The 21,164-nt window shown below is 59.2% G+C and carries 20 protein-coding genes and 1 pseudogene; 16 read left to right on the top strand and 5 right to left on the bottom strand.

The features are described from left to right. Nucleotides 1-1,395: an outer membrane protein assembly factor BamB family protein gene (locus E2L05_RS12905; RefSeq protein WP_165971753.1), complete on the top strand. Its 1,395-nt coding sequence runs from the start codon at nucleotides 1-3 to the stop codon at nucleotides 1,393-1,395. Between the two features lie 48 nt (nucleotides 1,396-1,443). Beyond that, nucleotides 1,444-2,886, top strand: coding sequence for a ribosome biogenesis GTPase Der (der, locus tag E2L05_RS12900; protein ID WP_133343316.1), 1,443 nt, complete (start codon nucleotides 1,444-1,446; stop codon nucleotides 2,884-2,886). A 49-nt stretch (nucleotides 2,887-2,935) separates the two neighbouring features. Here der and serS read toward each other — a convergent pair whose 3' ends face one another. Together serS and E2L05_RS12890 are read right to left on the bottom strand one after the other, a co-directional pair. Then, complete coding sequence (gene serS / locus E2L05_RS12895) at nucleotides 2,936-4,228, bottom strand: serine--tRNA ligase (RefSeq protein WP_133343315.1); 1,293 nt, start codon at nucleotides 4,226-4,228, stop codon at nucleotides 2,936-2,938. A gap of 143 nt (nucleotides 4,229-4,371) precedes the next feature. Next, on the bottom strand, nucleotides 4,372-6,147 hold the full coding sequence (locus E2L05_RS12890; RefSeq protein ID WP_133343314.1) for a pentapeptide repeat-containing protein: 1,776 nt from the start codon (nucleotides 6,145-6,147) through the stop codon (nucleotides 4,372-4,374). 270 nt (nucleotides 6,148-6,417) lie between these two features. Here E2L05_RS12890 and yajC point away from each other — a divergent pair, with 270 nt between their 5' ends. From yajC to E2L05_RS12845, 9 genes are all read left to right on the top strand, one after another. Beyond that, nucleotides 6,418-6,696, top strand: coding sequence for a preprotein translocase subunit YajC (gene yajC / locus E2L05_RS12885; protein ID WP_133343339.1), 279 nt, complete (start codon nucleotides 6,418-6,420; stop codon nucleotides 6,694-6,696). 73 nt (nucleotides 6,697-6,769) lie between these two features. Then, nucleotides 6,770-8,434, top strand: a complete 1,665-nt coding sequence (gene secD, locus E2L05_RS12880) for a protein translocase subunit SecD (protein ID WP_133343313.1) — start codon at nucleotides 6,770-6,772, stop codon at nucleotides 8,432-8,434. Between the two features lie 3 nt (nucleotides 8,435-8,437). Then, the gene (gene secF, locus E2L05_RS12875; RefSeq protein WP_133343312.1) at nucleotides 8,438-9,406 is read left to right on the top strand and encodes a protein translocase subunit SecF; all 969 of its coding nucleotides are present in this window, start codon (nucleotides 8,438-8,440) and stop codon (nucleotides 9,404-9,406) included. A 42-nt stretch (nucleotides 9,407-9,448) separates the two neighbouring features. Further along, nucleotides 9,449-9,808 (top strand): Mth938-like domain-containing protein, encoded by a 360-nt coding sequence (locus tag E2L05_RS12870; protein ID WP_133343311.1) that lies wholly within the window; start codon nucleotides 9,449-9,451, stop codon nucleotides 9,806-9,808. 115 nt (nucleotides 9,809-9,923) lie between these two features. After that, entirely contained in the window at nucleotides 9,924-10,547 is a 624-nt protein-coding gene (gene ccmA, locus E2L05_RS12865; RefSeq protein ID WP_133343310.1) for a heme ABC exporter ATP-binding protein CcmA, read from the top strand. Beyond that, on the top strand, nucleotides 10,544-11,200 hold the full coding sequence (gene ccmB, locus E2L05_RS12860) for a heme exporter protein CcmB (protein WP_133343309.1): 657 nt from the start codon (nucleotides 10,544-10,546) through the stop codon (nucleotides 11,198-11,200). Before ccmA ends, ccmB begins: the two co-directional genes overlap by 4 nt. A 55-nt stretch (nucleotides 11,201-11,255) precedes the next feature. Continuing rightward, nucleotides 11,256-11,987: a heme ABC transporter permease gene (locus tag E2L05_RS12855; protein WP_133343338.1), complete on the top strand. Its 732-nt coding sequence runs from the start codon at nucleotides 11,256-11,258 to the stop codon at nucleotides 11,985-11,987. Next, complete coding sequence (ccmD, locus tag E2L05_RS12850) at nucleotides 11,984-12,145, top strand: heme exporter protein CcmD (RefSeq protein ID WP_133343308.1); 162 nt, start codon at nucleotides 11,984-11,986, stop codon at nucleotides 12,143-12,145. The genes E2L05_RS12855 and ccmD overlap by 4 nt, the downstream gene beginning before the upstream one ends. Then, nucleotides 12,138-12,677 carry a DsbE family thiol:disulfide interchange protein gene (locus E2L05_RS12845; protein ID WP_133343307.1) on the top strand — a complete coding sequence of 180 codons (540 nt, stop codon included), beginning with the start codon at nucleotides 12,138-12,140 and terminating at the stop codon, nucleotides 12,675-12,677. The genes ccmD and E2L05_RS12845 overlap by 8 nt, the downstream gene beginning before the upstream one ends. A 119-nt stretch (nucleotides 12,678-12,796) precedes the next feature. On the opposite strand, the gene E2L05_RS12840 is transcribed toward E2L05_RS12845, so the two are convergent. Then, nucleotides 12,797-13,324 carry a VPLPA-CTERM sorting domain-containing protein gene (locus E2L05_RS12840; RefSeq protein ID WP_133343306.1) on the bottom strand — a complete coding sequence of 176 codons (528 nt, stop codon included), beginning with the start codon at nucleotides 13,322-13,324 and terminating at the stop codon, nucleotides 12,797-12,799. Nucleotides 13,325-13,601: 277 nt separating this feature from the next. Then, nucleotides 13,602-16,295: an aconitate hydratase AcnA gene (acnA, locus tag E2L05_RS12835; RefSeq protein ID WP_133343305.1), complete on the bottom strand. Its 2,694-nt coding sequence runs from the start codon at nucleotides 16,293-16,295 to the stop codon at nucleotides 13,602-13,604. Nucleotides 16,296-16,509: 214 nt separating this feature from the next. On the opposite strand from acnA, the gene E2L05_RS12830 reads away from it, so the two are divergent. Then, a complete protein-coding gene (locus E2L05_RS12830) occupies nucleotides 16,510-17,247 on the top strand; it encodes a DUF1223 domain-containing protein (protein WP_133343304.1) in 738 nt (245 codons plus the stop codon). On the opposite strand, the gene E2L05_RS12825 is transcribed toward E2L05_RS12830, so the two are convergent. Beyond that, a complete protein-coding gene (locus E2L05_RS12825; protein WP_133343303.1) occupies nucleotides 17,199-18,131 on the bottom strand; it encodes a lysophospholipid acyltransferase family protein in 933 nt (310 codons plus the stop codon). The two genes, E2L05_RS12830 and E2L05_RS12825, sit on opposite strands and share 49 nt — an antisense overlap. 410 nt (nucleotides 18,132-18,541) lie before the next feature. Here E2L05_RS12825 and E2L05_RS12820 point away from each other — a divergent pair, with 410 nt between their 5' ends. The 4 genes and pseudogenes from E2L05_RS12820 to E2L05_RS12805 form a co-directional block, all read left to right on the top strand. Next, entirely contained in the window at nucleotides 18,542-19,849 is a 1,308-nt protein-coding gene (locus E2L05_RS12820; protein WP_133343302.1) for a tyrosine-type recombinase/integrase, read from the top strand. Nucleotides 19,850-20,110: 261 nt separating this feature from the next. After that, nucleotides 20,111-20,320, top strand: a complete 210-nt coding sequence (locus E2L05_RS21100) for a helix-turn-helix transcriptional regulator (RefSeq protein WP_243721972.1) — start codon at nucleotides 20,111-20,113, stop codon at nucleotides 20,318-20,320. A gap of 3 nt (nucleotides 20,321-20,323) precedes the next feature. Continuing rightward, complete coding sequence (locus tag E2L05_RS12810; protein ID WP_243721971.1) at nucleotides 20,324-20,725, top strand: winged helix domain-containing protein; 402 nt, start codon at nucleotides 20,324-20,326, stop codon at nucleotides 20,723-20,725. A gap of 109 nt (nucleotides 20,726-20,834) precedes the next feature. Further along, nucleotides 20,835-21,164: pseudogene (locus E2L05_RS12805) on the top strand (DUF7146 domain-containing protein); the annotation flags it as partial.

The raw sequence follows: 21,164 nt of genomic DNA, 5'->3' as shown, positions 1-21,164 counted from the left end.
GTGACACTGCCTTCCATGCGCCTCTGGTTCGGGCTGATTATTGGCTCGGCGCTCTTGCTGGCATCATGCTCGCCACCAGAAGAAATTCTGCCGGGCCAACGATTCGATCCTCGTGATATTGCGGAAGCCTCAGAAGCGTTCGATCCAGAAGAGGCGCTTCCTACAGAACCGCTACCTCAGCCACCGACGACGATCGCTGCCCGTGGTTATGTCGTAACCGGCGAGCCTGCACGCTTGTCACTGCCAGCCGCGCGCACCAATAGCGACTGGACCCATATCGGCGGCTCTGCGACCCACCAAATTCGCCATCCATCTTTAGGGGCGACCCTGACGCAAGTCTGGACAGCGCAGATCGGGCAGGCGGCTTCTCGCCGTGTACGCCCCTCTGCTGATCCGGTCGTCTCTGGCGGGCGGGTCTTTACGTTGAGCGCATTCAGCGAAGTACAAGCAACATCGGTGAGCGGCGCTGTTCTGTGGAGCCGCGATCTGACGCCGTCCGGCGAGCGCCCCGGCGAAGCCGCAGGTGGCGGGCTGTCGATCCAAGGCAACAGACTGTATGTGACCACCGGCTATGGGCGTTTGCATGTTCTGGATGCCACGTCCGGGGCTGAAGTTTGGACGCAGATTCTAGATGCCGTGCCGAATTCAGCCGCAACCGTGGCCGATAAGCTGGTCTATGTCACCACGCGCGGTGGCGAGGCTCTGGCGCTTGATACCGATACGGGGCGAATCCTTTGGCGGCTCAGCGCAGGGGACGCGACATCCTTCACCGCTGATGGGGCATCGCCCGCCGTATCAGGACGAACCGTGTTGTTGCCATTTGGCTCTGGTGACGTGATTGCCGCGCTGCGCCTTGGCGGAATGCGGCTGTGGTCAACCGTGGTCACTGGCGAACGGGTTGGGCGCGCGTATGCCCGCATCACCGATATCACCGGCGATCCGGTCATCGATGGCGACACGGCCTATATCGGGACACCAACCGGGCGTCTTGCGGCGATTGACATGGCGACAGGAGAACGTCTTTGGACAGCGAATGAAGGCGCCGCAAATGTGGTATGGCCCGCAGGCGGGTCGCTTTTCATGATCACGGACCAGCGCGATCTGGCGCGACTCTCCGCAAGCGATGGCAGCACGATCTGGTCTGGAACCCTTCCGCTCTATGTGACAGAGAAAGTCCGCCGCCGTCGCGGTGTGTTCGCCCATTATGGGCCGGTCCTTGCCGGGGGAAGACTGATTGTTGTGTCCTCTGATGGGTTTCTGCGCGAATTCAATCCCACCAGCGGCGCCTTGCTGCGCAACACGGATCTGGGCTCGCCGGCTGTCGCAAACCCGGTTGTTGCGGGGGGCACATTGTTCGTTGTGACCGAAAACGGCATTTTGCACGCTTTCAGATAGCGCAAGCTTGGTGTAAGGGCTGCGTTCTGACCTGTTCATAGGACGCACATGTTCACCCTCGCTATCGTCGGCCGCCCGAATGTCGGCAAATCTACCTTGTTCAATCGCCTTGTCGGGCGACGCCTCGCGCTTGTTGATGACCAGCCCGGCGTGACCCGTGACCTGCGCGAAGGTGAGGCCAAGCTGGCCGATCTTCGATTTACCGTCATTGACACCGCCGGGCTTGAGGATGTCACCGATGACAGCCTGCAAGGGCGCATGCGTCGCTTGACGGAGCGCGCGGTCGACATGGCGGATGTCTGCCTTTTCGTGGTCGATGCCCGCACCGGGATCACCCCCACCGATGAGGTGTTTGCCGACATCCTACGCCGCCGCGCCCCCCGTGTAATCCTTGCCGCCAACAAGGCCGAAGGTGCCGCTGGCGAAAGCGGTGTTTTGGAAGCCTATGGGTTGGGCCTTGGCGAGCCGCTTCGAATTTCTGCGGAACACGGTGAAGGCATGAGCGATCTTATGTCTGTGCTGCGCCCGGTTTCGGAAGAATTCGAAGAACGCGCCCGCCGTGACGCTCCAGCAACCGACCTCACAGTTGAAGATGGCGAGGTCACAGATCACGCACCCGACAAACCACTTCAGATCGCCATTGTTGGTCGTCCGAACGCGGGAAAATCGACGCTGATCAACAAATTTCTGGGCGAGGATCGTCTTTTGACGGGGCCAGAAGCGGGCATCACGCGCGACAGTATTTCGGTCACAATGGATTGGGATGGCCGCCCGGTCCGCTTGTTCGACACGGCCGGGATGCGCAAGAAAGCCAAAGTGCAGGATAAGCTGGAAAAGCTGTCTGTGTCTGACGGGCTGCGCGCTGTGCGGTTCGCAGAAGTCGTCGTTGTCTTGCTCGATTCGGCAATTCCTTTTGAACAACAGGATCTTAGGATAGCCGATTTGGCAGAGCGCGAAGGCCGCGCGGTGGTTGTCGCTGTCAACAAATGGGATCTGGAAGAAGACCGTCAGGCGCGTCTGGTCGGTTTGAAGGAGTCGTTTGAGCGGCTGCTTCCCCAACTGGCGGGTGCACCTTTGGTGACTGTGTCGGCAAAAACGGGCAGAGGGCTCGATCGTTTGCAAGCTGCGGTGATGAAGGCGCACGACGTTTGGAACCGCCGCGTAACAACGGCGAAACTGAACATGTGGTTGTCCGGAATGGTCGAGGCGCACCCGCCGCCCGCGCCCGCTGGCCGCCGGATCAAGCTTCGGTATATGACACAGGTGAAGACGCGCCCGCCGGGTTTCGTTGTGATGTGCTCTGCGCCGGATAAGCTTTCGGACAGCTATAAACGGTATCTGGTCAACGGGTTACGGGCAGATTTTGACATGCCCGGCACGCCGATCCGGCTGACCTTCCGAAGCCAGGCGGACAAGAACCCATACAAAGACAAGAAAAAGTCCGGCCCCTCAAAGTTGCGCAAGCATTTGTCGGGGCGTCGACCGGACTGATCTTTTGAAACGGCGCGGCCTTGGTAGGCCGCGCCGCTTTCGTCCGGGCTTAGGCGAGGGTGCCGTCCGCGTCAAGGCGGGTCTTTCCACCCAGATACCGGTGCAGAACCTGGGGCAAGTCGACGGAGCCATCGGCTTGTTGACCGTTTTCCAGCACAGCGATCAAGGTACGACCGACGGCGAGGCCGGAGCCGTTAAGCGTATGAACAAAATCAGGTTTTCCGCCACCTTCAGGGCGGAAGCGGGCGTTCATGCGACGGCCCTGGAAGGCGCCGCAGTTGGAGACGGAGCTGATTTCGCGATAGGTGTTCTGACCGGGGAGCCAGACTTCGATGTCGTGGGTCCGCACGGCACCGAAGCCGGTATCGCCGGAACACAGAAGGACGGTGCGAAAGGGCAACCCAAGGCGGGTGAGGATGTCTTCGGCAAGCCCGGTCATGCGTTCATGTTCGCTAACTGATTGATCGGGATGGACAATCGACACCATTTCGACTTTTTCAAACTGGTGCTGACGGAGCATCCCGGCGGTGTCGCGGCCTGCGCTGCCTGCTTCGGAACGGAAGCATTGGGTGTGCGCGACATAGCGGCGGGGAAGATAATTTTCTTCTACTATCAATCCGTTGACAATGTTTGTTAAGGTGACCTCTGCCGTTGGGACGAGCCACCAGCCTTCGCGGGTCTGATAGCTGTCTTCGCCGAATTTGGGCAACTGGCCGGTGCCCAAGAGCATGTCTTCGAGCACAAGAACCGGGGTCCATGTTTCGGTTAAGCCATTGATATCAACGTGAGTATCCAGCATGAACTGGGCCAGCGCGCGGTGGATACGGGCAATGGCACCGGACAGGACGACGAAGCGCGAGCCAGAGAGTTTGGCGGCGGTTTCAAAGTCCATTCCGGGAACCACGCCCTTGATTTCAAAGTGTTCTTTTGGTTCAAAGTCCAAATCGCGCGGGGTGCCGGAGCGGCGCAGTTCGACATTGGCGGACTCGTCGGGGCCTTCTGGAATGTCGTCGGCCATGATATTTGGCAACGTCATCAACAGGTTACGCAGTTCTGCGTCGGCTGCTTTGGCTTCGGATTCCAAAGCTGCGATTTCTTCTTTCTTGGCGGCGACGAGGCTTCTAAGGCGTTGAAATTCTTCGTCATTTCCGGCGGCTTTGGCCGCGCCGACCTGTTTGGAGGCGGCGTTGCGATCTGCCAGCGCGGTTTCGGCGGCGGCGATCTTGGCCCGGCGTGTGTTGTCGAGGTCAAGCACTTGATCTGACACGTTTTCCATCCCGCGCCGAGACATGGCGGTGTCAAATGCGGCTGGATTTTCGCGGATCTGGCGGATGTCGTGCATGGAAGCCCCCGTTGGTCATCTGGCCCGCGTTATGGCCGAATTCCGGGTAAGGGCCAAGGGCCGAAAAGCCGCGTCGGTCTGACGTCGGTATTGCGTCGGTATCACGTCGGTATTGTTTGCGGTTCAATGAGTTGGAGTGATAGCTAGATTGGCACGCGGCTACTTGGTATGTACCCAATGTCGCTCTGATGCCTGCGCCAAGCGTTTTTGAAATCATTCAAATCGAGATTTTGAGTGGACCAGTGTTCAAGCGGTGGTTGCCCTGCTTTTAGACCTTCGGGCAACTTTACCGAGGCATCGCCGAATGATTGCGATAGCAGGGCCCCCAAATCTTTCACTTTGCCGCATTGGAAAGGATGGGAAAGATCAACGCTAGCCAGACCCGCGCCGCGCAAAGACTTTGGTGAAAAGCTGTTTTTCTTCCACTCAAATTCAACTTCGAATAGATTTGAACCAGAGAAATCAGCACCGTCAATCCAAGTTCTTTTGAGTTCGGCTTGTTCTAGGCTGGCGTCAGTGAGGATCGCATTACGCAAGTCGGCGTGGTTAAGTTCGGCTTTGTCCAGTCGTGCGTGCTGGAGTTTAGCGCGCTGAAGGTTTGAATTATTTAATTTTGCTTTGATGAGAGAGGCGCCTCGCAAATCTATGTCGCGCATGTTTGAGTTGAATAGCGCCGCTTTTCTACTGAATGATGCTTTGGTGAAGGTCGCACCAATGAGGCTTGAATTGGCAAGATCTGCCCTTTCTAGTTTGGCCGAGGATAAATCTGCGTGATCCAAAACTGCGAGCATGAGAGTTGCACCAGCGAAATTGGCATGTTTCAGACTCGCTCCGGAAAATTTCGTCTCGAATAGTCTCGCGTTTTGAAACTGGGCGAAGTCGAGGTTCATGTGAGAGAAATCGTATCCAGCCAGATCGCAACGTTGGAGATTTATTCGGCTTAAATCTGTTCGGAATTGTGGGGCGGGAGCTTTGGTTTTTTGCGTTTTTGGTAGTTGAGCCAGCACAGCCAGCGCGGAATCGAAGTCAGCACGAGGCTTCAAGATTTCTTTTTCTTTGTCATTGCGTGGGCGCGCTTCGTCGAACGTTTCGTTGGCTGTTGTGCGGATATAGTCGGACAGTAGTTTGGTAACTGTGTGGCTATATCGGTCGCTGTCATCGGCTATTCGTTGAAGGGACGCCAGCGCTCCGTACCTCACAACTAAGTTGGGCAAGTTGACAGTAACATGTCGCCATATTTCGGTTTTGCGTTGAAGGTGGCCGTTTTCGTCCGTGTCTGCATCCGGAAGTTCGTGCGGTTCATCGTACCATTGAAACATGGCCTTTGGTTTGCCGTCCTTAGTGTAAGTGACGGTGCGGCACAGTCTGTTGACCTCTTTTTGCGCCCCGAGGTTCGCGACGGCCTGATTGATCAGGTTGGTGGTGAGGTTTTCTTCGGCGGTTCGGGTGCTGCGTTCGTTGACCCAGACCTTGATGAGTTGAAAGGGAATCGTGGCGAAGATGGCGAGTGCGCCGGCGAGGGCGGCGAAGGTGTAGCCCAGATTGCGGATGCTGGTGTTGGTGGCTTCGTGCGTGGTGGTGGTGTTGGTCTTTAGGAGTGCCCCCAAGCGCGCCAGTACATCGTGGAGGATGCCCGGCAGTTGCCAGACGTAGTTTGCCAGCGCCCAGACGATCGCGGTGGCGGCGAGCGGCAAGACGAGCCACAGATACTTGGTGGTGAAAAAGCGCTTGGCGAGGTTGGCCCAATTGGAGATGGCGAGACCGACGGCGCGGCGTTTTTCCCAGTTCCGAAGGACCCACAGCAGAAGCGCGAGGCCAGCCCCAAAGCCGAAAAGGGTCACGACGAGGCCGATGCCATTTGGAATAGCCGGGACATGAATCGTCGTGCCGCCAGCGTCCCACGTGATGAATTGATCCAAAATTGTTGCCTTAGATATGCTTTAAGTTGCGAGAAGCTTAGCGGGGTGGTGGCAAGCTCTCAAGCCTGTGCCTATGTGTCCTTGGGATGTCGGCGGGGTCTGCTTGCCTTCACCCGTGCGGGCGCTTAGGGTCCGCGCAAATTTGCCACTGACACCCATGCGGGGCCGTAGGGTCGCGCCAGATGAGGATACATGATGCTTTCCACCGCTGCTTTTGCTGCTGCCGTTACCGCGTTTGCCGCGCCTGCCTTTGCCCAGGCCGCTGACCCGATGAGTGCGATTTCCAGCTTTGTTCCGCTGATCCTGATTTTCGCGATCATGTATTTCCTGCTGATCCGTCCGCAGCAGAAGAAGGTCAAGGAGCACGCGAAGATGGTTGAGGCGCTGCGCCGTGGCGATCAGGTGATCACGCAGGGCGGTTTGATCGGCAAGGTTGTGAAGGTCAAAGAGGATGGCGAGCTTGAGGTCGAGTTGGCCGAGAACGTCAAGGTTCGGGTGGTTCAGAGCACCATCGCGCAGGTTCTGAGCAAGACTGAACCGGCGAAGTAATCTGTTCGGCCCCCCATGGTGTGGGGGGCTTTGACGGGGGCGGTTTTGCCCCGTTGCTCGCCTTGGAGGGCGCATGCTGCACATTCCCACATGGAAGCGGGTGGTGATCTGGGCGCTTGTCGCCTGCGGGGTCCTGCTGGCGCTGCCGAACGTGTTTTACTCTCGGGTTGAGGGTCACAATGACGCTGCCAAGCTGATGGAGCAAAGCGGGCTTTCGACGCCGGAGTTGGAGGCGGAGCTGGCCGGGTGGCCGTCGTTCCTTCCGTCCGGTTTGGTGAACCTTGGGCTTGATCTGCGGGGCGGGGCGCATTTGCTGGCCGAAGTGCAGGTTGCCGATGTGTATGCTGACCGTATGCGCGGTTTATGGCCCGATGTGCGCAACGCGTTGCGGGCGGAGCGGGAGACGGTTGGTCCGGTGCGGCGGCTTGATGCTGTGGCGGGCGAGTTGCATGTGCGGATCGGCGAGGCGGCGGGCATGGCGCGCGCGATTGATGTCGTGCGTGATCTGGCGCGGCCGATTGTGTCGCTGACCGGGGTTGGCGCGTCTGACATCGATGTGCGCGGCGAGGGCGATGTGTTGATCGTCACCCTGTCGGACGCCGAGAAGCAGGCGACGGACCGGCGCACGATCCAGCAGAGCCTTGAGATTATTCGCCGCCGTGTGGACGAGGTTGGCACGCGCGAGCCGACGATCCAGCGGCAGGGCGACACGCGTATTCTGATTCAGGTGCCGGGCATCGGGTCGGCGGCCGAGTTGAAGGCGCTGATCGGGACGACGGCGCGGCTGACCTTTCAGCCGGTGGTTGGGCGGACGGCTGATGGCACTGCGTCTGCCGGGGTTGGCAATGTCGTGCTGCCGTCGCTGGACGAGCAGGGCGTATTTTATATCATCGAAGACCGTGTGGTTGTGTCGGGCGAAGAGTTGACCGATGCACAGCCGGCCTTTGACCAGAACGGTCGCCCGGCGGTGAATTTCCGGTTCAATCCGACGGGGGCGCGCAAGTTCGGCGATTACACTGCGGACAATATCGGCAGCCCGTTTGCGATTGTGCTGGACGAGGAAGTGATCAGCGCGCCGACCATTCAAAGCCATATTCCGGGCGGGTCCGGCATCATCACCGGCAATTTCACGGTCGAGGACAGCACCCAGCTTGCGGTCTTGCTGCGCGCCGGGGCCTTGCCGGCCGAGATGACGTTCCTGGAAGAACGGACTATCGGGCCGGAACTGGGGCAAGACAGCATTGAAGCAGGCGCGATTGCCTGTGTCGTGGCCTTTGCTGCCGTGCTGGTGTTCATGTGGCTCAGCTATGGCTTGTTTGGTCTGTTCGCAAATATCGCGCTGATCCTGAACGTGGGTCTGATGTTCGGGCTGCTGTCGTTGATTGGCGCCACCCTGACCTTGCCGGGCATCGCCGGGATTGTTCTGACCATTGGTATGGCGGTGGATGCCAACGTGCTGGTGTTCGAGCGTATCCGCGAAGAGTTGCGCCGCGCGCGCGGCCCGGCCCGTGCCATCGAGCAAGGCTATGAGCGGGCTTTGTCGGCCATTCTGGATGCCAACGTCACCACGTTTCTTGTGGCGGCGATCTTGTTCACCATGGGCTCTGGCCCGGTGCGGGGCTTTGCGGTCACGCTGGGGATGGGTATTCTGACATCGGTCTTTACCGCGATTTTCGTAACGCGGCTTATCATGGTGACGTGGTTTGACCGCGCCCGCCCCAAAAGCATTGAGGTCTGACAGATGCGCCTGCGCCTAGTCCCGCAAGACACCGCCTATGACTTCTTTCGCTATCGGAAGATCACGTCTGGCATTTCCATAGTCGCTGTCATTCTGTCGTTGGTGGCATGGATGGTTATGGGGCTGAATTTCGGCATCGACTTTTCGGGTGGCACGACGATCCGCAGTGAAAGCACGCAGGCTGTGGATGTTGGGGCCTACCGGGCGGCGATTGATCCGCTGGGTTTGGGCGATGTTCGGATTACCGAAGTCTTTGACCCCAGTTTTGGCGATGACAAAAACGTCGCCATGATCCGTCTGCAAGCCCAAGAAGGCGTGGAGAGCGTTACCGCCGAAACCATCGAAGACGTGCGCACGGCTCTTCTGGCGCTGGACCCCGAGTTGCAATTTGCCTCGGTGGAATCCGTGGGTCCGAAGGTGTCTGGCGAATTGGTCAAAAGCGCGGTGATCGCTGTTGCGGTCGCCATGGTGCTGATCATGTTCTACATCTGGTTGCGCTTTGAATGGCAGTTCGCGATTGGGGCTGTCGCCGCATTGTTCCACGATGTCATTCTGGCCATTGGTATCTTTGCGGTGCTTCAGATCCGGTTCGATCTGGCCACGATCGCCGCGCTTTTGACGATTATCGGCTATTCGATCAACGACACCGTGGTGATCTTTGACCGGCTGCGCGAGAACCTGCGCAAGTTCAAGACCAAGCCACTGGTTGACGTGATGAACCTGAGTGTGAACGAAACTCTGGCGCGGACCTTGATGACCAGTGGCACCACGCTTTTGGCGCTGATCGCGCTGCTGGTTCTGGGCGGGGACGTGATCCGCGGGTTCGTGTTTGCAATTACGTTCGGGATTGTCGTCGGCACCTATTCTTCGCTCTATGTTGCGAAGAACATCGTGCTGCAACTGGGCGTCAAGCGCGACTGGAGCAAGCCAGATGCCGGCGCGGGAACGCAATTCGGTGACGTGGACGCATAACGTTGCGTCCATCGCCGCGCCGCCGGGATAGGGAGACCGTTGATGCGACTGAACGAGGTAGACTATTCGGACGGTGCGCCGATTGATGGCTATGGTCCGGGCTTTTTCCGCGTGGGCGGGCAGGTTGTCACGGGTGGCTTGCTGGTTGCGCCGGGTCTGACCCCGGCGGTTTGGGGCGGGTATGACGATGCGGCCCCTTTGTTGGCGTTATCCGGGTCTGTGGATGTTCTGCTTGTTGGAACCGGGGCCGAGATTGCGCACATTCCGGCCGATCTGCGCGCTGCGTTGGAAGAGACTGGCATCGGGGTCGAGATCATGGCCAGCCCTGCGGCGTGCCGCACATATAACGTGCTGCTGTCCGAAGGGCGGCGCATCGGGCTTGCGGCACGGCCCGTCGCGTGAGCCAGACCTTCGGACTGTGCGGCGCCGGTTCAGGGCATGCTGTGTGCCCTGATTGTGCGGTTTCCGGGCACATTCTGCCTGTCAGGCATTTCATGCGTAATATCGGGGCCCCGACGTGCTGAGCGTGTCGAACCTTGCCATTGCACGCGGCGGTGTTCCGGTTCTGGAAGGGCTGTCTTTCGCTTTGAACGCTGGCGAGGCGTTGGTTTTGCGGGGCCCGAACGGGATTGGCAAGACGACGCTGCTGCGCACGCTGGCCGGCTTACAGCCGCCCCTCGCAGGCGAGGTGCATGTGGGCGAGGATGTGTTGGCCTATGCGGGACATGCGGACGGTGTGAAACCGACCTTGAGCGTCACCGAGAACCTTGATTTCTGGGCGCGTATCTTTGGCAGAAGCGAGATTGCGCCGGCGATTGCGGCCTTTGACCTTGAAGGTTTGACAAGCCGTGCGGCACAAAACCTGTCGGCGGGCCAAAAGCGGCGGCTGGGACTGGCGCGGATGATGGTCACCGGGCGGCCTGTGTGGATGTTTGACGAACCGACGGTGTCGCTGGACGCGGCGAGTGTCGCCTTGTTTGCGTCAGCGGTGCGCACTCATCTGGCGGGCGGCGGCGCTGCGGTTATGGCGACACATATCGATCTGGGTCTGACAGAGGCGCGTGTGCTGGACCTTGGCCCCTATCGCGCGGCTGCCGGCGTTGGCGCAGCAGAGTTTGACAGCGACGAGGCTTTTTTATGATCGCGTTGTTACGCCGTGATCTGGCAATTGCCGTGCGCGCGGGCGGCGGGTTTGGCCTTGGACTGGCATTTTTCCTTGTCGTTGTGGTCTTGGTGCCGTTCGGGGTTGGCCCTGACACGGCCACGCTGACCCGCATTGCGCCCGGTATCTTGTGGATTGGGGCGCTGCTGGCGTGTTTGCTGTCGCTTGACCGGCTGTTTGCGTTGGATTTCGAAGATGGATCGCTTGATTTGCTGGCCACGGCGCCGATCCCGCTGGAGGCGGTGGTTGGGGTGAAGGCGGTGGCCCATTGGTTGACCACGGGGTTGCCCTTGACGCTGATGGCCCCTGTTCTGGGGGTGATGTTGAACCTGCCGGGGCAAGGCTTTGTCTGGCTGGTCATCTCGCTTGCGCTTGGAACACCTGCACTGAGTGTGATCGGCGCGTTTGGCGCGGCCTTGACCGTGGGGCTGCGCCGGGGCGGGCTTTTGTTGTCGCTTTTGGTGTTGCCGCTTTATGTACCGACGCTGATTTTCGGCGCTGAGGCGGCGCGGCGCGGGGCAGAGGGGATGGCTGTGAACACACCGCTGGCTTTGATGGCTGGCATCAGCTTTGCATGCTGCGCGCTGATGCCCTTTGCGGCGGCGGCGGCTCTCCGCGTCAATTTGCGCTAACACTTGGAGGGATTGTGACGTGCAAGACGACCCTGCGGCCCTTAAATATTCGCGTATGAAATCGCTCTGGGAATATGCCAACCCGAAGAAATTTATGCAGGTCAGCGGGGCCATGTTGCCTTGGGCGGCTGGGCTGAGTGCGCTGTGCCTTGTCGTCGGCCTGATTTGGGGGTTCTTCTTCACGCCGGATGACTATCGGCAGGGGTCCACGGTCAAGATCATCTATCTGCATGTGCCTGCCGCGCTGATGGCTATCAATGCGTGGCTGATGATGCTGGTCACGTCGTTGATCTGGTTGGTGCGCCGGCACCATGTGAGCGCGCTGGCAGCGCGGGCGGCGGCGCCCGTGGGGTTGGTGATGACGGTGATTGCCCTGGTGACCGGGGCGATCTGGGGCCAGCCGATGTGGGGCACCTGGTGGGCGTGGGACCCGCGGTTGACGTCGTTTCTGATTTTGGCGTTGTTCTATTTAGGCTACATGGCCCTTTGGGAAGCCGTGGAAAATGCGGACACTGCGGCGGACCTGACATCGGTATTGTGCTTGGTGGGATCGGTTTTCGCGCTTTTGTCGCGCTATGCGGTTCTGTTCTGGAACCAAGGGCTGCATCAGGGTGCGTCGCTGAGCTTGGACAAGGAAGAGAACGTGGCCGACGTGTTCTATCACCCGCTGCTGGTGTCTATTGCCGGGTTCGTGTTGCTGTTCTTTGCTCTGGTGCTGCTGCGCACACGGACCGAAATCCGCAAGCGGCGTCTTCAAGCGCTGATGAACCGGGAGCGGATGGGATGATACCAGATCTTGGAAAATACGCGGCCGAGGTCGCATCGGCCTATGCCGTATCCTTGGTGATGATTGCCGGGTTGGTGTGGTTCAGCCTTCGCCAAAGCGCAAAGGTGCGCGCGGAATTGCGCCGGATTGAGGCGAAGCGGGAACAGAAAAATGGCTAATATCAAGCCCCTTGTGGCTTTGCCGCCGATGATTTTCGCGGCTCTTGCGGCGTTGTTCTATTTCGGGATGTTCCGAGATGATCCAGATGCGTTGCCATCGGCGGTTGCCGGGCAACCTGCGCCTGCTGTGGCCGTTACGCCGTTGGGTGACAAGGTAAGTTTCGATGCGGCCAGCCTGCGCGCGCCAGGGGTGAAGTTGGTGAATTTCTGGGCCAGTTGGTGTGCGCCCTGCCGGGTGGAGCATCCTGTGCTGGAACAACTGGCGGCGGAGGGCGTCACGATTTATGGCGTGAACTACAAGGATGAGGGCGACAAGGCGCTGGGGTTCCTGCGGGAATTGGGTGATCCTTATGTTGCGGTGGGTGCGGATGCATCGGGCCGGATGGCGCTTGACTGGGGCCTGTACGGTGTCCCCGAGACATTTGTGATCGATGGACAGGGCACGGTTGTCTTACGCTTTGCCGGACCGATCACGCGGAGCGTTCTTGAAAACACCATACGCCCAGCCATCGCCGAGGCGGGTGGCTCGTAGCCCAAGTTACATCTCTGACAGAGCGTGAAAGACGTAAAAAAACCCGCCAAGAAAGGCGGGTTTCTGTTGTTATCACAGCATGCAACCCGGGTAGCACCACCGGGGTGTCATGTGGGATGTCAGCTTTTGCGTTTGGTCCGGCGCAAGGCACCCATGGTTGCGATGCCGCCCAACAGGAGCGGAAGAGCCGCAGGGACCGGAACAGTTGGCATGGCCGAGTCGAGGCGTGTGTAAAACCCTGCAGGGCACCCGCCGCCACAGTCACCAAAAACCTCTAGGCTATAGCTGCCAGCGGACAGGAGGATTTCAGCGCTTTCATGCGACGCGCTGGTCCAACCAAAATCTGCGGTTGTGTTGTCACCAAACCCGGATGAGAAGCCAAACAGCGCTGTTGTCAGGAGGGGTGTGGTCGAGCCTGTTTCAAACACTGTGTATTTGTCGCCGGTGAGGAACGCGTCGGTAATCCGAAACCAAGCGTCGGCCAGCAACGTGAATGTGTAAGGTGAAAAGTCAGAAGCGGTGTTCGTGTCTTGTACGTCGTCGCCGAACCAGCCCCCGTCCAATACTGGTGCGGCATGCGCCGATATGGAGGCAAGGGACAAGCCCAATGCCGTCACGGCGCCTTTTAACAGTCGAGAAATTTCCATTTAACAGCTCCAAATACCTAAGAATCGGTCAAGGACGCGCCCACGCCCTCATCTTTATTAATACATTCCCTAGCGGCACGTCGTGAAAAAAATTTCGTCTTTAACGATATTTTTAGTTTCGGAGGCCGGTTTTTGGTTATTTTTTGTTCACTATCTTGCTCCAGCAGGCCCAGCAATCGCCACGTCTTTCCGGCAGTTGGCGGATTGTGAGGACCAGACAAACCAAAACGCGCCAGCTGTGAGGCTGGCGCGCGTGTGATTCGCTTGTAGGATGAAATCAAGCGGCTGATTTTGCCAAGTCGCGCAGCACGTAGTGCAGCACGCCGCCGTTCTCGACGTATTCCTTTTCGATGGCGGTATCGATCCGGCATTTGAGTTGGATCTTTTTTTCCGTCCCGTCGCCCATCGTGATCGTGCAGGGCACTTCGGACAGCGGTTTGAGATCGCCTTCCAGCCCATGGATCGACACGGTTTCGTCGCCGGTGAGGCCCAGAGATTTGCGGGTGTCGCCCCCGGTGAATTCAAACGGAATGACACCCATGCCGACAAGATTGGACCGGTGGATGCGTTCGAACGATTCAGCGATGACAGCTTTTACGCCCAGCAAGTTGGTGCCCTTGGCGGCCCAGTCGCGGGACGAGCCTGCGCCGTATTGTTCGCCGCCGAAGATGACCAGCGGCACGCCTGCATCCTGATAGGCCATGGCCGCGTCAAAGATCGACATCTGTTCGCCGTTCGGGCCTTTTGAATAGCCGCCTTCGACGCCGTCCAGCATTTCGTTCTTGATGCGAATATTGGCGAAGGTGCCGCGCATCATCACTTCATGGTTGCCGCGCCGCGAACCGTAGGAGTTGAATTCGCGCACTGGCACCTGACGTTCCACGAGATACTTGCCAGCTGGCGTCGTATCTTTGAACGCACCGGCGGGGCTGATGTGGTCTGTTGTGATCATGTCGCCCAAGATTGCCAGAACCTTGGCGCCATCTATGTTGCTGATCGTTCCAGCTTCGGGCGACATGTCGCGGAAATAGGGCGGGTTTTGCACATAGGTGGACGATGTCGGCCAGTCATAGGTCAGGCTGTCCGTCGTTTCGACGCTTTGCCACTTGTCATCGCCTTTAAAGACATCGGCATATTTCGATTGAAATGCCTCACGGGTGACGGTGTCTTCGACCATCTGTGCGATTTCATGCGTGGTTGGCCAGATGTCTTTCAAGAAGACGTCCTGGCCGTTGCTGCCTGTGCCGATGGGTTCAGACGTCAAGTCGATATCGAGCGTTCCGGCCAGTGCATAGGCCACCACAAGCGGCGGTGAGGCAAGATAGTTGGCACGCACATCGGGGCTGATGCGCCCTTCAAAATTGCGGTTGCCCGACAGAACGGCTGTTGCGACCAGATCCCCTTCGGCAATCGCCGATGATATCTCGGGTTGCAGTGGGCCGGAGTTGCCAATGCAGGTGGTACACCCATAGCCCACAAGATTGAAGCCGATGGCATCGAGATCTTTTTGCAAATCAGCCGCTTCGAGATAGGCAGAGACGACTTGTGAGCCGGGCGCGAGAGAGGTTTTCACCCAAGGCTTGCTGTTCAAACCAAGCGCCGCGGCTTTGCGGGCAACAAGCCCGGCACCGATCATCACATATGGGTTGGACGTGTTGGTGCATGACGTAATGGACGCGATCACGACCTTGCCCGAGGACATGGTGTAATCTTCGCCTTCTACGGCCACCTCTTTGCCCATGGGGCGTTTGAACGTCTCTTTCATTTCCCGTTCGAACGCCGCTTTGGCGTCGGTCAGGGCCACATAATCCTGCGGGCGTTTGGGGCCGGAAATCGCGGGAACGATGGTTCCCATGTCGAGATGCAGGGTATCGGTGTAGATCGGCGCGTAATCGTCGCCGCGCCAGAAACCATTTTCCTTAGCATAGGCTTCGACAAGGGCGATGCGCGCGTCGTCGCGGCCGGTATTGCGCAAGTAGCGCAGGGTTTCGCCGTCGATAGGGAAGAAGCCACAGGTTGCGCCGTATTCCGGGGCCATGTTGGCGATGGTCGCGCGATCTGCCAGCGGCAGGTTATCAAGGCCCGCGCCGTAGAATTCGACAAACTTTCCGACAACGCCCTTGGCGCGCAGCATTTCGACCACCTTCAGAACGAGGTCGGTGCCGGTGGTGCCTTCCATCATCGCGCCGGTCAGTTCAAACCCGATGACTTCGGGGATCAACATGGAAATCGGTTGGCCGAGCATGGCCGCTTCTGCTTCGATGCCGCCCACGCCCCAGCCCAGAACGGCCGCGCCGTTGACCATGGTGGTGTGACTGTCGGTGCCCACGAGCGTGTCGGGATAGGCCACCTGTTCGCCGTTTTGGTCCACATCCGACCAGACGGTTTGCGACAGGTATTCCAGGTTCACCTGGTGGCAAATGCCGGTTCCCGGCGGAACCACACGGAAATTGTTGAACGCCTTCTGACCCCATTTGAGGAACGTGTAGCGTTCGATATTGCGTTCGTATTCCCGGTCAACGTTCATCTGGAAGGCACGCGGGTTGCCGAATTCGTCGATCATGACCGAGTGGTCGATAACCAGATCGACAGGGTTCAGCGGGTTGATCTTTTCAGGGTCTCCGCCGAGCGCCTTGAGGCCGTCGCGCATGGCTGCAAGGTCCACAACAGCCGGAACGCCGGTGAAATCCTGCATCAAGACGCGGGCAGGGCGGTAGGCGATTTCGCGTGGGTTCTTGCCTCCGAGGCGCGCCCATTCTGCGAACGCCTTGATGTCATCGACGGTGACCGTCTTGCCATCTTCGAAGCGGAGCATGTTTTCCAGCACGACCTTCAGGGCGGCGGGCAGTTTTGAAAAATCCCCCAATCCGGCAGCTTCGGCGGCTGGTATGGAATAATAGGCGATATTCTCGCCTTCGACGGTAAGTGTTTTGCGTGTCTTGGCGGAATCTTGTCCAACAATGATCGTCATGGCTTTGAATCTCCCGATGTTCAGCGGAGTTGAGCTAATTTCGATATGCTCATTGTATCTGTATCGATCAAGTGTGATGCGCTTTGCAACTTTCTCGCCGAGGCCCGCCTTTAACCGTCTTGTGCGTTCTGACACCATAATCTCGAAACGGTGATTGGCTCAGCGCGGCATGCTCGCTTAGGTTACGCACACACCAACCGGGAAGGGGTCTTTTATGCGGCATCTGGCAGGCGCAGCACTTTTGGGATTGTGGTCAGCAGTCGCCACAGTAACGGCGGGTGCCGTCGCCGCGCAGACCGAGCCGCCGCGCGCTCCTGTGGTGGTTGAGCTGTTCACATCGCAAGGGTGTTCTTCGTGCCCACCCGCAGACGCCCTTTTGGCCGAATTGTCCAAACGCACGGATGTTTTACCACTCGCTTTGCATGTCGATTATTGGGATTACATCGGGTGGACTGACGAATTTGCCCATCCGGCCTTTAGCAAGCGGCAAAAGACCTATGCGCGGAATGCCGGTCGGCGGATGGTTTATACACCCCAGATGATTGTTGGCGGTCATTTTGAAGTCGCCGGGTACAAGCCTGAAAAGGTGCTGGCAGCGATTGCGGCAGAGAAGGCGATTCGTCCGAAGGTTCGGATCGATCTTCAGACAGGGGACAATGGGGCATTGACCGTACGAGTGACCCCTCTGGACAGTTTGGATCGCCCCACTGACATCATTCTGGTGCGGTTTATTCCGGTTGCGAACGTGCAGATTGAGCGCGGAGAAAATGCCGGAAAAGCAATGACCTATACCAATATCGTGACCGACTGGATCGAAATCGGAAAATGGAGCGGCCAGAGTGCGGCAGAGTTTGCTGTGCCAGCGACGCCGAAAAGCGATGCGATGTCAGGTGCTGTTCTGGTTCAATCCGCAGGGTTGGGTGACGTGTTGTCCGCAGCAAGGCTGGATTGAATTTCTGGTTTCCAGCGTCGGTGAATCCAGAGCCATTGGTCCATATTCGCGCGTACACGTGCTTCGAGGCTGTCATTGATGGCTTGGGTCATTGTCATGGCGTCAGAATGTGGGATCGGGGCCTCGGCTACGATATCGAAGCTTGTTCCTCGACGGATCCCATAAACAGGTACCAGAAGCGCGTCGTACTTCAGGGCCATTTCTGCGGCCGACAGGGAGGTGGGGGCTGTCTTGCCAAAGAAGGTAAGCGGTGCGCCCCCATGCACGTACTGGTCCAGCAGGATCGCCACTGCGTTGCCCTTGCGCAGGAACCTGACCATATTTCCAAGACCCTTGCGCCCACGCGGAAAAACCGGGGCGGCGATGCGCGTCAGGACATCGTGGAACAGCTTGTCCAGCGTCGGGTCATCAACAGGACGATAGAGCGCGCCAATCTGATGGCCGCGTTGCGCCAGGGCACAGCGGGCTGCATCGAAATTGCCAAAATGTCCGCTGACGACGATGATCGGCCGCCCTGCTTCGCGGGCGTCGTCCAGCGCGGCAAGGCCGGGGCCTTGCATTGGAATTGTTGCGACCTGGTCAATGAAGTGCTGCCCCGACGATATCTCGGCCACCATGCGACCTGTATTGGCAGGCACAGCACGGCACAGGGCGCGTTTCTCTGGCTCGGGCAAGTCCGGCAGAACGAAGTCGAGGTTATCACGAACGCGTTTCCCATAGCCTGCAATGGGTCCAAAGCCGTAAGCCATCAACCAACCGATCACCGGCACCCGAAGACGGTAGGGCAGCAGCCGCGACACCTGAACCAACCCAAGGATCGCGCGCCGCGTCCACGGGTTGCTTTCCTTTGCCTTTGCAGCCTGCGTTGCGGGATCGTGCGCCATGCTATCGCGAGTCCGTTTTGCAATGAAATCCTTCAGGCGACGGGTATAGGCCGCGCGGCTTTGCGGGACAACACTCAAGGCGCTGCGCAGGGGCAGGCTGTTGTGTAGCAGCCATGTCAGGATGCACCGTGACCCAATCGCGGAGCATAACGGACGGACGCCTTAAGAAAGGCATTCGTCCCGAATAGTCACGTTAAGATTTTTCGAGGTCGGTGATGCTTTGGCATCCAACCGAGTTTCGCCGTAGATGGCTGGCAGCCCGTAGGGCAGCCATGTGGTGTTCTGACTTTGTCCGACATGGGCGCAATATGTCCATGAAATAAAGGTAAAAAATACCTTCCCTTGTGCGGCGTGTTCCGGCAATATCCTATGAATTCCACGTTACGGTGGGGGATGTATTGGGGGATTTAATGGGGCGCGAAAATATCAGGCGACCACAGAAGGCACTGTCTGCGCGGTTCGTGGAAAGCGTGACTGAAGCGGGCAAGTATTTCGATGGGCAGGGGCTGTTTCTGCGGGTGGCCCCGAACGGCGCGAAGCAATGGGTGCAGCGCATCGTAATTCGTGGAAAGCGGTGCGAACTGGGGCTGGGCAGCCCGCCCGCCGTGGAACTGGCTGACGCCCGCAAGCTGGCGGTGAAGAACCGGGGCAAGGCCATGCTCGGGGGCGATCCGCTGGCCGAAAAGCGCGCGGCGCAGAACAAGCCGCTGACATTCTCGGAATGCGTGGACGCTTATGCCGAGGCAAAGCTTTCCGAATTCAGAAGCGACAAGCACCGCAAGCAGTGGCGGTCCGCAATCGAACGCCTTGCGGTGCCGACGCTGGGAAACATGCCAGTGCAGGACATTCGCACAAAGGACGTTCTGCGGATGCTCGAACCCCATTGGCGCGAACGCACGATAACCGCGAAGAAATTGCGCGGGCAGGTGGAAGCGATTTTGACTTGGGCAACCGTGTCCGGGCACCGCGAAGGTGACAACCCTGCCGCGTGGCGCGGGAACCTCAAGGAACTGCTACCCGCCCCCGGCAAGGTGGCGAAGGCGCAGAACCATCCATCACTGGCGCTTTGCGATGTGTCCGCTTGGTGGAATGACATTGCCCAGCGCGATGGGATGGCCGCGCGGGCGCTCGAATTCGTGACGCTGACCGCCGCGCGGTCGGGCGAAGTGCGCGGCATGACATGGGATGAAATCAGCATAGAGCCACGGGACACAACCGACACAACCGACGAAACCCGCCCGAAGCGTGTCGGTCTCTGGACCATTCCGGCATCGCGGATGAAGGGCGGGCGCGCGCATCGCGTGCCGCTGACGCCCGAGGCCGTGGCGCTGCTGGAAAGCCTGCCGACGATGAACGATAGCCCGTATGTGTTCTTCGCGGCACGGGGCGGGATGCTGTCCGACATGAGCCTGTCAGCGGTCATGCGGCGGATGCAGGAAGCGCAGGTCAAGGCAGGCGCGCCGGGCTATCTCGACCCGGCCAGCAAGCGCCCCGCAGTGCCGCACGGATTGCGCTCGACGTTCCGGCAATGGGCGGCGGAGCGCGGCTATCCCCGCGACATGGCGGAAATCGCACTGGCTCATTTCATCGGGTCCGAGGTGGAGCGCGCCTATCAGCGGTCGGATATGCTCGACCGGCGGCGGGACATGATGGCGGCGTGGGGAGCCTTCTTGCGGAGCGAAACTTCACCGACTGATAAAGTTATTCGCATAGCATAGCGCCAAATATGCTGCGGAAAATCAAAGCCCGCACTATATCTTGCGATTTCACAGGTCATCCACAAGATTATATATTTTGCTTGTTAGACCGGTGCCTGCCATCTTGTTCCTGTACGGATTCGGGTGCGCCGGAAGCGTACGCTCTGCATGGCTCGCCAAAGCCATACAGAGCGGGGTTGGAAAGAATCGGTCCCTTCCAATCTCATTCGTCGCACGACCTTGCGTCTTAAACAACGACGCTGTGAACGAAGAGGACACACCTTGACCCAACTGTTACCTCATAGAACACCAACGACGGTCTTGCGCCGCCGTGAAGTCGAAGCCCGCGTGGGCGTTTCGCGCTCCACGCTCTACGAGTGGATGAAGCAAGGCGAATTTCCCTTGCCAATCAAGCTGGGCAAGCGCGCGGTCGCATGGCGCGAAAGCGACATAAACGGGTGGCTTGATAGCCGAAAAACCCGCGCGGCCTGACCAATGGTTGCCGAAAATAACCCCGGCGCGCTGATGGGCGCGACCGGGGCCGGAAAGCCTGTCCATGCATCGGCGGAAGGCTCTCGGAAAATAGCGCAAACTACGCGCCCGAACAAGGCGGGCACGCCCTATCGTGTCACGCCCATCATCGGCGAACCCTTCCGCATTGTGGTCACAGGCCGGGTGCGGTGGGCGCTTGACCGGCTGCGCATCGCTGGTGCGGCGGGTTGCACGCCCATCACCGAACCCGCGCCACGGTGGAGCGGCTATGTGTTTTCTCTTCGCGATATGGGGGTGGCAATTGAAACCATCACCGAACCGCATGGCGGGGAATTCGCCGGGCACCACGCACGCTACGTCTTGCGCTGTCAGGCGGCACCTGACTGGAAAGGGGGTGCGCAGTGACCCAGCTGCAACTCCTTTACCTTCGCCGCCTGCATGGGCTGACCGAAGCGCAGGCACAGGCCATCGCTGCCATTATTTGGGCGGCAAGCCAATGACGGACGCACGCGATTTGACCCAGAGTCTAGGTGGGCGCTGGCATAGCAGCTATGGCACCGCCCCGTGCCCTGTGTGCCAGCCCGAGCGGCGCAAGGACCAGAATGCATTGACCCTGCACGATGGGCAGGGCGGGCAACTGCTGGCCCATTGCAAGCGGCTTGGCTGCGCTTTCGCTGATGTTCTGGCATCGGCAGGCATTACCTCCGGCGACTATGCGCCGCCCGACCCGGTGGCGGTGGCCCGCCGGGAGGCCGAGCGGTTGGCGGTGGCTACGAATTCCAGAAAGCACGCATACCGGCTCTGGACTGAGGCGCAGCCTATCCGCTGCACTGTTGGGGAAATC

The organism is Meridianimarinicoccus aquatilis, assembly GCF_004358675.1.
GTDB classification, from domain to species: Bacteria; Pseudomonadota; Alphaproteobacteria; order Rhodobacterales; family Rhodobacteraceae; genus Meridianimarinicoccus; species Meridianimarinicoccus aquatilis.
The sequence above is the reverse complement of the archived record's forward strand: the minus strand, read 5'-3'. Positions and strand labels throughout refer to the sequence as shown.